General features: G+C 58.8%; 11 protein-coding genes. 7 read left to right on the top strand and 4 right to left on the bottom strand.

Annotation, left to right across the window (positions count from 1 at the left end; translation table 11 throughout):
• Positions 1 to 462 precede the first annotated feature (462 nt).
• Positions 463 to 1,245 (bottom strand): exodeoxyribonuclease III, encoded by a 783-nt coding sequence (xth, locus tag Q1B40_RS10450; RefSeq protein WP_299813517.1) that lies wholly within the window; start codon positions 1,243 to 1,245, stop codon positions 463 to 465.
• A 63-nt stretch (positions 1,246 to 1,308) separates the two neighbouring features.
• Complete coding sequence (gene erpA, locus Q1B40_RS10445; RefSeq protein ID WP_299813514.1) at positions 1,309 to 1,650, bottom strand: iron-sulfur cluster insertion protein ErpA; 342 nt, start codon at positions 1,648 to 1,650, stop codon at positions 1,309 to 1,311.
• A gap of 153 nt (positions 1,651 to 1,803) precedes the next feature.
• Between erpA and Q1B40_RS10440 the strand changes: the two genes are divergently transcribed.
• The 3 genes from Q1B40_RS10440 to Q1B40_RS10430 all read left to right on the top strand — a co-directional run bounded on the left by Q1B40_RS10440 (position 1,804) and on the right by Q1B40_RS10430 (position 7,380).
• The gene (locus Q1B40_RS10440) at positions 1,804 to 3,021 is read left to right on the top strand and encodes a deoxyguanosinetriphosphate triphosphohydrolase (protein ID WP_299814893.1); all 1,218 of its coding nucleotides are present in this window, start codon (positions 1,804 to 1,806) and stop codon (positions 3,019 to 3,021) included.
• A gap of 103 nt (positions 3,022 to 3,124) precedes the next feature.
• Positions 3,125 to 4,894 (top strand): arginine--tRNA ligase, encoded by a 1,770-nt coding sequence (gene argS, locus Q1B40_RS10435; protein WP_299813511.1) that lies wholly within the window; start codon positions 3,125 to 3,127, stop codon positions 4,892 to 4,894.
• Positions 4,895 to 5,004: 110 nt separating this feature from the next.
• Positions 5,005 to 7,380 carry an SPOR domain-containing protein gene (locus tag Q1B40_RS10430; RefSeq protein WP_299813507.1) on the top strand — a complete coding sequence of 792 codons (2,376 nt, stop codon included), beginning with the start codon at positions 5,005 to 5,007 and terminating at the stop codon, positions 7,378 to 7,380.
• A gap of 203 nt (positions 7,381 to 7,583) precedes the next feature.
• Here the strand turns inward: Q1B40_RS10430 and Q1B40_RS10425 are convergent, their stop codons facing one another.
• Complete coding sequence (locus Q1B40_RS10425) at positions 7,584 to 8,351, bottom strand: SDR family oxidoreductase (protein WP_299813504.1); 768 nt, start codon at positions 8,349 to 8,351, stop codon at positions 7,584 to 7,586.
• Positions 8,352 to 8,455: 104 nt separating this feature from the next.
• Here Q1B40_RS10425 and Q1B40_RS10420 point away from each other — a divergent pair, with 104 nt between their 5' ends.
• Positions 8,456 to 9,028, top strand: coding sequence for a TetR/AcrR family transcriptional regulator (locus Q1B40_RS10420; RefSeq protein WP_299813501.1), 573 nt, complete (start codon positions 8,456 to 8,458; stop codon positions 9,026 to 9,028).
• A 94-nt stretch (positions 9,029 to 9,122) separates the two neighbouring features.
• A complete protein-coding gene (locus Q1B40_RS10415) occupies positions 9,123 to 10,088 on the top strand; it encodes a DMT family transporter (RefSeq protein WP_299813498.1) in 966 nt (321 codons plus the stop codon).
• Here Q1B40_RS10415 and Q1B40_RS10410 read toward each other — a convergent pair.
• Positions 10,037 to 11,050 (bottom strand): alpha/beta hydrolase-fold protein, encoded by a 1,014-nt coding sequence (locus Q1B40_RS10410; RefSeq protein ID WP_299813495.1) that lies wholly within the window; start codon positions 11,048 to 11,050, stop codon positions 10,037 to 10,039. The genes Q1B40_RS10415 and Q1B40_RS10410 overlap by 52 nt on opposite strands.
• Before the next feature lie 118 nt (positions 11,051 to 11,168).
• On the opposite strand from Q1B40_RS10410, the gene nagZ reads away from it, so the two are divergent.
• Both nagZ and Q1B40_RS10400 read left to right on the top strand, forming a co-directional pair.
• Positions 11,169 to 12,188 (top strand): beta-N-acetylhexosaminidase, encoded by a 1,020-nt coding sequence (gene nagZ / locus Q1B40_RS10405; RefSeq protein WP_299813492.1) that lies wholly within the window; start codon positions 11,169 to 11,171, stop codon positions 12,186 to 12,188.
• Between the two features lie 110 nt (positions 12,189 to 12,298).
• The gene (locus Q1B40_RS10400; RefSeq protein ID WP_299813489.1) at positions 12,299 to 13,138 is read left to right on the top strand and encodes a ScpA family protein; all 840 of its coding nucleotides are present in this window, start codon (positions 12,299 to 12,301) and stop codon (positions 13,136 to 13,138) included.
• Positions 13,139 to 13,162 lie beyond the last annotated feature (24 nt).

Below are 13,162 nucleotides of genomic sequence, written 5' to 3'. Positions count from 1 at the left end.
TGTCCGGCTTTAGTCGGGTCAAGGGGCAGGGTGCATTGCTGAATTGCCAGGACGTATTGTTCAGAACCATGGCGCATGTTGCCATGCGTGACCCGTTCGACCCATTGAGGCAGATCGATTCTCCCAGGCTGTAGTCATTGCCCTGATATCTGCATGTGCAAGAGACGTTCTGTGCATTGGCGAAGGTGCTGCCGAATGCACTGAAGACAATCAGAAAAAACGAAAAAGCTGCCGGTCGGGGACCAAAGAAAACCTGCCTGGCCCGTTTGCGTGGGGCAAGTAAGATGTGTCCACGGGCAGCCAGAGTGGACGGATCGAGGCTTTGCGTTATCCCATAATCTGAAAAGATTACCATGGAAGCCGGGGACTGCAAGCCCAAGAAAGGCGCATGCTGCTTTGCGGCGGCGTGGAGAGCATGGTGCCCGAAGCGAGAAAGCCGGCGAAAACTCATCCGGAAAGCCGTCAGGCCGCGAGTTGCACCCAGACCGGAACGTGGTCGGAGGGTTTCTCCCAGCCCCGCACATGTTTGTCGATACCGCATCCCGTCATCCGGTCCGTGGCCTGAGCCGACATCAGGATATGGTCAATGCGAATGCCGTTGTTTTTCTGCCAAGCGCCGGCTTGATAATCCCAGAAAGTATAGATATCGGGCGCTTCGCTGCAGGAGCGGACAGCTTCGGTCAGACCAAGATGCGTGAGAGCCCGGAACCTGCGGCGGCTCTCGGGTTGAAAGAGCGCGTCACCGACCCAGTTTTCCGGGTTTTTCGCGTCGATGGGATCGGGAATGACGTTGTAATCACCAAGCAGCAGGAAAGGCGTCTCTTCCGCCAGCCGCTTTTCCGCATGGGCGATCAGTCGATCCATCCAGGCCAGTTTGTAAGGAAACTTTTCTGTGTCGACCGGATTGCCGTTGGGAAGATAGAGGCAGCCGAAACGAATGGCTCCGTTGGACGTGGAAATGCCACCTTCGATATAGCGGGCCTGTTCGTCGCTTTCATCGCCGGGAAGTCCGCGCTGCACGTCTTCGAGCGGCGACTTCGACAGCAACGCGACACCGTTGAAGCCCTTCTGGCCATGTGTTTCCAGATTGTACCCGAGATCCTCGAATGGCTGACGCGGGAAATTCTCGTCGACCGACTTGATTTCCTGCAGGCAGGCAACATCCGGTGACGTCTCCTTGAGCCACTCGAGGACCGTATCGATCCGGGCCTTTACGCCGTTGATGTTCCAGGTCGCGATTTTCATGGGCCGGTCGCCTCGATTTTAAAAGCCGGGACAGTCGGCCCGTGGGAATTTGCGTGTATCCGGTCAGATCGTGAAACTGGTCCCGCAGCCGCAGCCGGCGGTCGCGTTCGGATTGTTGATCTGGAAGGACTGGCCGATCAGATCATCGACAAAATCGATCTCCGACCCGGCCATATACTGCAGCGAAATGGAATCGATCAGCACGGTTGCGCCTTGTTTTTCCAAGACAAGGTCGTCTTCCTCGCGGCCGTCCACCACGTCATATTTGTATTGCAGTCCGGAACAGCCGCCGCCTTCCACGCTGACGCGCAGCATGCTGCCTGCCGGTTCTTTCGACAATATAGCTGCGATCCGCTTGGCAGCGCGCTCGCTGACTGTTACTCGATTTTCAAGTGTTTCGGTCATGGTCCGCCGACTCGCTTTGCTCTTGCCCATTGGCTGAGCTTTTAACCTGATTTCTAAGGTTTAAGTATGGTTTGATGCAGCTCCCGTCAATGAGCGGCATGGGATGGACCAAAGTTAGACACGGCACACACCGTGAGCAAAGGCTGGAAGCAGATGACGGCGGAAATAGGCTTTGGGGCGCAGTCCCGCGCTGTATACGCGGAAAATCCGGTAAACAGCAGGGGCCGACTGTTTCCGGAAGACGAAAGCCCGACCCGGACACCTTTTCAGCGTGACCGCGACCGTATCATTCATTCTTCCGCCTTCCGGCGGCTGAAGCACAAGACCCAGGTGTTCGTCTATCACGAGGGCGATCATTTCCGCACCCGGCTGACCCACACGATCGAAGTCTCGCAGATCGCCCGGTCCCTGGCGCGGGCCTTGCGCCTGGATGAGGATCTGGCCGAGAGCCTGGCCCTGGCACATGATCTGGGTCACACGCCCTTTGGTCACGAAGGAGAGGATGTTCTGCATGAGGCCATGGCGCCCTTCGGTGGTTTCGATCACAACGCCCAGTCTCTGCGTGTCGTGACCCATCTGGAACAGCGCTATGCGGAATTTGACGGGCTGAACCTTGCCTGGGAAACACTGGAAGGGCTCGTGAAGCACAATGGGCCGCTTGTCGGGCCCGGCGGAAACCCGCTCGGAAAATTCAAGGGTGGCGAATTGCCGTTTGCCATCAGGGAATACGCCGAACAGCAGGATCTGTTGCTGAACACGTGGCCCGGCGGAGAAGCACAGGCCGCGGCGATCGCCGACGACATCGCCTATGACGCACACGATCTGGATGACGGCCTGCGCGCCGGGCTGTTCGCCATCGATGACATGCGCGCTGTTCCGTTTCTGGCGGATATCCTTGCCGAAGTGGATGGAAAATACCCCGGTCTGGAGGAAAGCCGGCGCATTCATGAAATCGTGCGCCGCTCCATCACCCGCATGGTGGAGGACGTGATTCATGAGTCTGTCCGCAATATTTCGCAGGTCGATCCCAGAAGCCCCGAGGACATTCGCATGGCGGGCCGCTGTCTGGTTGGCTTTTCCGAACAGATGACAGCTGCCGAAAAGGAGGTGAAACGATTTCTTTTCGCCCGGGTGTACCGTCACCACGATGTCCTGGCAGTCCGCAGGCTTGTCGCCCGTGTGGTCAAGGACCTGTTCAGCGGCTTCCTGGCGGATCCGGCCCTGATGCCGTCCCCCTGGAATGAAGGGCTGCAATCGCTGAACGAAACCGACATTGCCAGGCGGGTCTGCGATTATATTGCCGGAATGACGGACCGCTACGCGATAGAGGAACATCGCAGATTGTTTGACGACACACCCGATTTGGGGTAGGCGCTGGAGCGAATTTACGGCCAGCCCCGTGACGCCGAAGCTTTCGTCTTCGCAGCGCGCGGGGACTTTGTGTTTCAAAGATAAAAAAACCGATCGGTGTTCAATGAATATCTTCGCGGACTTCACGCAGCGTGTCAAAGAAGCGCTCCAGGCAATTGATCTAAAAGATGCAAATGGTTCAGCGCCGGATCTGTCACGCGTTGTTGTTGAAGCACCGCGCGATCGTGCGCATGGCGACCTCGCCACCAATGCGGCGATGGTACTCGCCAAACCCCTGGGCATGAAGCCGCGCGATCTGGCTGAAAAGCTCGTCGCGCAATTGGATCAGGACCCGGAAATTACCGAGCTAGCCATCGCCGGTCCCGGTTTCATCAACATGCGGGTCGCGCCGCTTGTCTGGCAGCGCATCCTCGGGAATGTCCTGCAAGACGGTATGGCCTTCGGATCGATCGGGCAGTCTCCGGCGCCCAGAGTGAACGTCGAATATGTGTCCGCCAACCCGACGGGGCCGATGCATGTCGGGCACATCCGCGGCGCTGTCGTCGGCGACGCCCTTGCCAACTTGCTGGAATTCGCCGGCAACGAGGTGGTCAAGGAATATTACATCAACGATGCCGGATCGCAGATCGAGACACTCGCCCGCAGTGCGTTCCTGCGCTATCGCGAGGCGCTCGGTGAAGATATCGGTGCGATTCCCGCCGGGCTTTACCCGGGCGATTATCTCAAGCCGGTCGGAGAGCGTCTGAAAACCGAATTTGGCGAATCCCTGAAGGGCAGGGACGAGAGTGAGTGGCTTCCGCTGGTAAAGGAGAGAGCCATCTCCGCCATGCTCGACCTGATCCGTGAGGACCTGGCAGCGCTCGGCGTTGAGCATGAAGTTTTCTTTTCGGAAAGGTCGCTTCACGAGCGCGAGAACAGCAACGGGTCCAAGATCGATCACATGCTGGACGGTCTGCGAGACAAGGGCCTTGTCTATCAGGGGACATTGCCGCCACCGAAGGGGCAGTTGCCGGAAGACTGGGAAGACCGGGAACAGACCCTGTTCCGCGCCAGCAATTTTGGCGATGATACCGACAGGGCTCTTAAAAAGTCTGACGGCTCCTACACCTATTTTGCCGCGGATGTCGCCTACTTTCAGGACAAGTTCGAACGCGGTTTCCAGGAAGTGATCTATGTGCTGGGCGCAGATCACAGCGGCTATGCCAAACGGCTGCAGGCCGTGGGAAAAGCCATATCGGACGGAAAAACCGAAGTCATCGTGAGGTTCTGCCAGCTGGTGAAACTGATGCGGGACGGCGAACCCGTGAAGATGTCCAAGCGTTCGGGCGATTTCATCACCCTGCGCGAGGTTGTCGACGAGGTCGGCTCCGACCCCGTCCGCTTCATGATGCTCTTCCGCAAGAACGATGCGCCGCTGGATTTCGACTTCAGGAGGGTCACTGAGCAATCGAAGGACAATCCGGTCTTTTATGTTCAGTACGGCCACGCCCGCTGCTGCTCTGTCCTGCGGCAGGCGGCCGAGGAGTTCGCCGATCTGCCCTTGGATGACGGCGAATTCGCGAATGCCGATTTCACCTTGCTGGATGACAGCGGTGAGCTGGAGCTGATCGCCAGGATGGCGGAATGGCCGAAAGTGGTGGAAGCGGCGGCCGAAACACATGAGCCGCATAGAATCGCTTTTTATCTGCATGAGCTGGCAAGTTCTCTGCACGGCCACTGGAATAGAGGCAAGGAATTGCCGCATTTACGCTTTATTGACGGCAGTAACGCCAAATTAACCCTGGCACGTCTTGCTTTGGTTCGTGCAATATCTTTGGTGCTCGCTTCGGGTCTGGCGATTCTTGGCGTCAATGCTCCTGAGGAAATGCGCTAGTTTAAACAGGTTGCCGGAGCTGACGAAACGTCAGGTCAAGGCGATGAAAAGGACCGGTTTTCGTAAGGCTCATGTCAGAAGATTACGAAACAAAACGAACGGATTCGCATGTGCCCGGTGATACTCGCGGCGATGAGCGCCCGGCTGTGGAAGACCCGCTGGTAGAACTGGCGCGGATTGTCCACAGGAACAAGCAATCGGGGGCGAATGTGAGCGGCCGGGTTGAGAATACCGATTATTTTGCCGGTCTGGACGAGGTCGCGGGAGGACATCCTGCACCGACAGACACCGAGCGTGGACGCATCGAGCCGACTTTCGCCGGAACTGCGACGACGCCCGAGCAGACCGATTTAGGCGCTGAAGAAGTTATTTTCGATGAAAGTTCGGAGGCTATTGCCTCGGAACCGGCGAAAATTCACGGATTGAACATTCCGGCAGCCGCAGAAATTTCGACGGACAGCCAAGCCAATGTTTCGGCGCTCTGGCCGCAGCAGCCGGATATCAAGGTTGCGGGCAGTCCAGTTGCGCCGGTCGCCGAAGAGCTTGCGGAACCGCATTCTCCACGCCCTGCCGACCCCTATCAGGACTATCGGCAAACTTCCGAGTCCGTGGAAATTCCGGGTGCCGAGGAAAGAAGCGTGCTGGCGCCTTCGGTTTCGCTGGATCTTGAACAGAACCTGACGGCGGAACTTGAAGATGAACTGATCGGCGCCCTGCGCCAGTCAGTCGATGAGACGGCGGATACACGTGTTTCCGCTGCGGCCTATCTGCCTCGGGACGTTGACTACCATGCCGAGGAATCTGCGGCTTATGCAGTTCATTCCGAAACCGGTTACAGGCAGCCGGATTTCAACGAAGGCGTTGAGATCGGACAAAATGTTGAAACCGGCCAGAGCGAACAGTGGGGCGTTGCGCCCGTCGTCGGAGCCGATGTGACCGCACATGCTGTCGAAACGGGCAGTGGACCGCATGCTCAGCGTCCGACCATCGACGAAAACGACCTGTTCGCCGCGTTGACCGCCACGCAGGCCGAAACCGGAGTGCGGGAAACTGCACCGGCTGAGCGGGACGATGAAAATCCCGCCGGAATAGACGCTCTTTTTGCCGATCTCGACTTTCCTGACCCGGAGAGCCGGAAACGCGCCCAGCCGGCACTGGCCGAGCAGGCAGCGGAAACGCGTGTATCCGCCGCGGAAATCGATGACATGACCTGGCCGGCGGCAGCGGATTCCGTGCCGCAGGTCGATGAGGACGAAACGCCGCCTCCGCCAGAAGGTTACGATCTCGACGCAGTCGCACGTGCGATGCAGGAAAGTGATCCGAGCCTGAGCGGGGCAGGCGTTCTGCCTCCGCACACGAGCGCCGAAAAGGCGGCCATGCCACATGCCCGTGAAAAATCGCGGCGTGGCATGTTTGTCGCGGCCGGGATACTCGGCATTGGCGTCATGGGGGCGGTCGGTTTTTTCATGACCGACGGGGACGCGGTTCAAATTCCGAGCGGGCCGCCGCCGGTGATAAGCGGACTGCAGGAACCCTTGAAGATTTACCCGGAAGTGGCTGCAGCGGACAGCAGTCAGTCCGGAAAGTTGATCTACGACCGGGTCGACGGACCGGGCACCTCCGGTCCGGACCGCCTGGTTCTGCCTGAGACCCCGGAACCTGCGGAACTGCCGCCGGCCCCGGCTGGTGTGAACGGCGATGCGGATCTCGTACCTGGCTCTCCGAAACGGGTGAGAACCCTTGTCGTGCGCCCGGATGGGACGATAATTTCCGATGGCGACCCGGCGGTGTCCGCTCAGACACAGGCAGTTCCGGCGCCGTCCGTACCGTCTTCTTCCGGAGCAACAGAAACGTCCAGGGTCGTTGCGACCACTCCCGTTATCTCCGGGACAGATCAACCGGACGCCACGTCCGAACCGATCGTGTCCTTGGATAATGCCGCTGCCGCGCCGCTGCCGGCATCGCCGGCCACGCCAGCGATTGTTGCCGTCAGCGAAACCGTGGTGGACACCGAGACAAGCGCGCCTGTGGCAGAGGTTCCGACCGTATTGCCGAGGAAGAAGCCCGATGCGCCGGTTCAGGTGGCGAGTGCACCGCAGGCTGCTGTTGCGCCGGCACCTTCCGCTCCGCAGGACGGCCCGCTCAATCTCAGCCAGCAGGCGAGTGCACCTGCTCCGGCAGCACAAGCTACACCGGCTCCGGCCAGCACGCCGAGCACCTCGGGCAGCATTCCTCCGGGAACCTATATCGTTCAGGTGACGTCTCAGCGCACTGCCACAGCCGCCAGCGATGCCTATTCCAGTCTTCAGCGCCGGTTCCCGGCAATTCTGGCAAATCGTCAGGCGGTCGTCGTATCCGCAGACCTCGGCGACAGGGGCGTGTTCTACCGCGCAAGGATCCCGACCGGCTCACGTGATGACGCAAATTCGCTTTGCGAAAGCCTGCAGGCGGCCGGAGGCGACTGTTTCGTCCGCAGGCAGCCGTAACAGCATGAAATCGGAACCGGCCACGTCTCTTCTGCATGGTGGAGGCGTGGCCGGACCGTCATGGCATTCGCTCCGATCGGCTCAGTTTTCCTTGGAGTGTGTTGGGAGGACTTGAAGGCAATTGCCCGGGCGCCCTTGCATTTCAAACGCTGCTTCGGGCGATTTCCTGAAATCAGTTTAACGCAGCATTTTTCGGAAGTTGATCATCGGGTCTGCATGTCATTGACCATTTTGAGAACCATCCGCCTGGGCAGCAATGGCACCAGCCAGTTTAGCATGAACCGCATTTTAGGATCGTTGATCACTCGCAATTTGCCCTTGAGCATGGCTTCGTAGCCAAATTTGGCGACGCTTTCAGGGTGCGCACCTGACTTCGTCATCTCCAGTTCGGTCATTGCCGCCACTTCTGCAAATTCCGTATCCACAAAACCCGGCTCAAGTGCCGTTACAGTGACGCCGTGAGGGCGCCATTCAAAATCGAGTGCTGGTGACAAGGTGCTGACAAAGGCTTTTGTCGCGAAGTATGTCGCCTGAAGCGGTCCGGGTTGATAGGCAGCGGTTGAACTGACATTCAGAACCTTTCCGCTGCCTCTGGCAACCATGTCTTTGCCGACCAGATGACACAGTGCAATCACGGCGCGGATGTTGAGATCAATCATGATTAAATCAGCCGCCAAACCACGGTCAAGAAATTTGCCGTGTCCGCCGAACCCCGCATTGTTGATCAGAATTTCAATCCTCTGATCCTTGGTAGCCTCATAGAGAGCGAGAGCACCGCCCTCCGCAGCAAGGTCCAAAGCGATTGTTGTAACCTTGACCTTGTGATCGGCTTCCAGTTCCGCTTTCAACCGGGCCAATTCTGGAGCCCGCCGTGCCGTGATGATCAGGTCGCCGCCCTTTCTGGCATGATAGCGGGCCATTTCCCGGCCAATTCCAGAGGAGGCTCCGGTGATCAGGGCTGTATTTGGCATGGGGTCTCTCCAAAAAAGTCAATGAATGTTGACTTCCATATTGAGCGCCGAATGAAAATGTCAATGCTTGTTGATAATTCGTCGTGCGTTTATAGCTCGAAGATATGGGAAATTCGGATATCACCCGCGACAAATTGATTGCGGCAGCCACTCAAGCGTTCTGGGAACAGGGCTATTCCAATACGTCACTGAGAAAGATCGCACAGGTGGCATCCGTGGATGTCGCGCTGATCTCACGGTATTTTGGCGGAAAGCTCGGGCTGTTTAAGGCAACGTTGACGACAGCCTTTGATTGGCCCGAGTTGATCTCGCCGGACAAGGATCCCGTGGAGGTCGTTATTGGAAAATATGCCAATCCGGAATCTGATGCACACCAGACCTCGGTCATCCGGATGATTGTCATGAACGCCAATGATCCGCAGGTCGGCGAATTGGTTCGCCAGACCCTGCGCAATACATTGCTTGATCCTTTGGAGGTGCGGATAGGCGGCCCGCAAGCCTCCACCCGGCTGGCCATGTTCGTCGCTGTTTTGGTTGGTGCATCGATGGTTCGACAGTCTCTGCAATTGCCTGGAATGGCAGCCGTCGAACCGGATGTCTATGCACGCCAACTGCGCCATTTGGTTGAGGCAGCATTGCATTTCGATGAAGAGCCAGAGGTTTCCGAGCAAGGCTGACGACAATGCGGCGAACCCGACACCATACCGTGGTCGCTACAGTGTTGAAGACGAAATAGTTTAAGTGACTGAAACGCTATAGGTAACCGGCCGATTGTCTCTGCGAACCACCCACCACAGATCTGAAAACATCGCATTGGCGTTGCTGCTGGCGGTTGCCGGGATGTCCGCCTTCACGCCCATATTTGCAGCCGGGAAGCTCGCCGACGGTGCGTTGCCGGTCGTGGTTCTGGTCTGGCTGAGGTTCATGGGCGGCGCTGTCACGATCCTGTCGGTGGCGGCCGTTAGGCGCGTTCCCGTATTCTTTCGCGCCAGTGCTCTGTGGAAGCTGCATGTTTTGCGGGCCTTTTGCGGCGTCGGCGGTCTCGGCTGTGTGATCTATGCCGCCAGCGTGCTTCCCCTGGCGGATGCAACTGCCATCGGACTGACCAAGGGCATCATCGCAATCGTGCTGGCAGGTCTGATCCTGAAGGAGGTTATCTCCGGTCGCCATTGGCTGTCCGCCGGATTGTGCGTTCTTGGCGCCCTTCTTATCGTCAGGGCGGCTGATACGGGAAGCCATGACGGCGAGCTTGCCCTTGCGGGCGTGGCGGCGGCGCTGGCGGGGGCGGTATTCATGGCCTGCGAAGCCCTCATCATACGCTACATCGCCCAGCGGGAGGACACGGTCACGATCCTTGCCTATGTGAATGTGTTTGCTGCCATTCTGCTCTCCGGACCCGTGATCTGGTTGATCCGGTCGCAAGGTCTGGATTGGACCGATTTGCTGGCCTTTGCCTGGCTAGGGCCACTGGCGATCGTCGGTCAGTCGCTCAACATTTCCGCCTATCGGCGTGCGGGCGCCGCGACGCTGGCACCAGTGTATTACTGTTCCCTCGTGCTGTCCGCAGCCTTCGGCTTTCTGGTCTGGGGTGAGGTTCCGACGTCGGTGGCCGTGGCCGGGGCCGGTCTGATTGTCGCGGGCGGGCTGGTTCTGACACTCCCACGCCCATTGCCGGGAAGCCGCCGTCAGCTCAGCAGGCTCTTTGCCAGAAACGGCAGGCTCTCGTCCAGGCGGTAGTCAATCGACGAATGGTTGTCGCTGAACTCCTGATAGACGTGCTCGACCCCGGCTGCCTTCAGCTTCCCGTGCAGGCGGCGCGCGCCGTACACCAGATTGTACTGGTCCACATCGCCGCAATCGATCCACAGCCCCTTCAGGGATTTCAGCGCCTCGGTATGCCTGTCGGCGATCACGACCGGGTCCCATTCAAGCCAGGCGTTCCAGCGCTCCTCGATGATTTCGCAGGTCTCCGGGTCCACGGGCAGTCGGATGCCGCAAAAGACCTCCGGGTCGGGATCCGGATCATAGGTGGCCGCCATGGCGAAGGTCATCAGGTCATGAAGGGCATTTCCGGGATATTTCGGACCTTTTTCGAAATCCGTGACGAACGCCTCGATGGACCCGGCTTTTGCGATTGCCCGGAGCGCATTCGGCATTTCCGGCAGATAACAGAGCTCGAACGCCATATCTCCGGAATGGCAGGCTGCGGCGGACCAGACGTGAGAATACTTCATGGCGTGAACGATCGACCCGTAACCGCCTGAGGACTTGCCGAAAATTCCCCTCTTGCCGAAACCGCCGAACCCGAACCTGCCTTCAATCTCTTCAAGCATTTCAGTGCTCAGCCATGTGGCCCACGGCCCCATGGCGTGGCTGTCGATATACTGATTGCCGCCAAGGCGCGTGAAGCAGTCCGGAAAAGCCACTGCGACCGGTGGAAGCGTGCCCTCGTGAATGAGACGGTCCAGGCGTTCGGGAACGTTCTCGCCGAAGTTCTTCCAGTTGACATGAGCGGGGCCTCCGGCGGTGTAGCCGACGATATCCACCAGAAGCGGCAGCCCGTTGCCGTCGTGGCCATGGGGCGTATAGACGACGATCTCGCGTGTTGCCGTGTCGCCAAGCCGGTTGTGCCCCAGAATTTCGGATCTGTGGGAAAACCGGTGCAGTGTTCCGGCCGGGATATCGAGACGCGCGCGCATGGGGTGGCTCCGATCAAGGCAGTAAGACAAGGCGCCTAGAAAGCAAGTTCGCGGGGATGGCGCAAGGGGAGGCAACGGGTTTCTTGACGGACCCTGCCGCTGCGGCTAAGCCGGAACCATGACCAAGGCCTTCGTTTCCGGATGCGCCGGACCGGTGCTTACCGCCGATGAAATCAGCTTTTTCCGGGAGGAAGACCCCTGGGGGCTGATCCTGTTCGCCCGCAACATTGAGACACCCGACCAGGTCAGGAAGCTCACACAAGCTTTCCGGGCTGCCGTCGGGCGCAAGGATGCGCCGGTTCTGATCGATCAGGAAGGCGGACGCGTGCAACGCCTCAAGCCGCCGCAGTGGCCGAAATATCCGGCCCCGAAACTCTATGGCGACCTTTACGAAAGCCAGCCGGAACAAGCCTTGCGGGCCGCCTGGCTCGGCGCCCGCCTGATTGCCGCCGATCTTCATGACCTCGGCATCACCGTCGATTGCCTGCCTTGTCTCGACGTGGGCTTCCCGGAAACAGTGGATGCAATCGGTGACCGCGCGTTTTCAACCGACCCCGATGTTGTCGCCAGGCTTGGCCAGGCAATGGTGGATGGCGCGATGGCAGGCGGCGTGCTGCCGGTGATAAAGCACATCCCGGGTCACGGCCGGGCGCGTGTCGACAGCCATTTGGAGCTTCCCAGGGTCGATGCTGACAAATCATCTTTGGAAAGCGTGGATTTCCTGCCTTTCAAGGCGCTTTCCCACGTGTCATTGGGCATGACAGCCCATATTGTCTATGAGGCGATTGATGATGCCAATCCTGGTACACAGAGCAGGAGGGTTGTTCAGGAGATCATCAGGACGGAGATTGGTTTCGACGGCTGCCTGATGAGTGACGACATGTCGATGAAGGCGCTTGGCGGTGATTTCGACGAGCGGGCGCGAAAAATTCTTCAGGCAGGATGTGACATCGCTTTGCACTGTAATGGCGATATGAACGAGATGCGCGATGTCGCACGAGCGGTTCCGGTGCTTGAGGGCGAAGCAAAGCAACGCTGCGACCGTGCCCTGAACGAATTGAAGCCGCCACGACCCGGGTTCCGGAAACAGGAAGCCTGGAACGAGCTTCAATCCCTGACCGGTTGGCAGGGAATGTAGACCAACGTGCCGTCAGATGGATCGCGTTGAGTACGGCAAGGTTGATCGAACTTGAAATGTTAGGGCAGTCCTTGTTCTTCGGAACGCGGGATGGTCCAGGCGGAGTGGAAATGGCGGAGTTGAACGAACACACTCAGGCTTCGAACGATGGATCTTTCGATCTTCTCAGTTCAGCCGGGAGAGATGAGGAGCGGGCGGTTTCCGACCCGCTGCTTGTCGTGGACGTTGAAGGCTTCGAAGGCCCGCTGGATCTGCTGCTCGGCCTGGCGCGGACGCAAAAGGTGGATCTGGCTCGTATTTCCATACTGGAACTGGTCGAACAATATCTAGAGTTTGTTGCTGCCGCCCGCCTGATGCGTCTTGAACTCGCTGCCGACTACCTGGTCATGGCAGCCTGGCTGGCTTTCCTGAAGTCCAAACTGCTGTTGCCCGAACAAAAGGACGAGGACGAGCCGACGGGTGAAGAGCTGGCCGCTGCCCTGGCGTTCCGTCTCCGCCGTCTGGAAGCGATGCGAGACGTTTCGGAAAAACTGATGAGCAGGAGCCGCGCGGGCAGGGATGTGTTTCACCGCGGCGCCCCCGAGACAATGTCGGTTCGGCACAAGAGCATCTGGGACGCTTCGGTTTATGATCTTCTCTCGGCCTATGCGACGCAGCGCCAGCGTCAGTCGGTCACCTCCGTTCGCGTTCTGCGCCGGACTGTCTGGTCCCTGCAGGAAGCCCGTGAGATCCTGACCAGGCTTGTCGGCCGGGTCAGCGAATGGGCGCCCCTGAATTCTTATCTGCGCGACTATCTTTACGACGAAAAGGAATGGGCGACGATCGTAGCCAGCACGTTTACTGCAAGTCTCGAGATGGTCCGCGAGGGGCAGGTGGAGATCCGCCAGGGTGAACCCTTTTCCCCGGTCTATATCCGCTCGATTGTAAAGGATGCGGATCATGACGTCTGAAACCGATCTGCTGGACCTGCCGGA

Origin of the sequence: uncultured Roseibium sp. (assembly GCF_947496995.1) — a bacterium.
Lineage (GTDB): Bacteria > Pseudomonadota > Alphaproteobacteria > Rhizobiales > Stappiaceae > Roseibium.
This window is presented reverse-complemented; position numbering and strand designations above follow the sequence as displayed.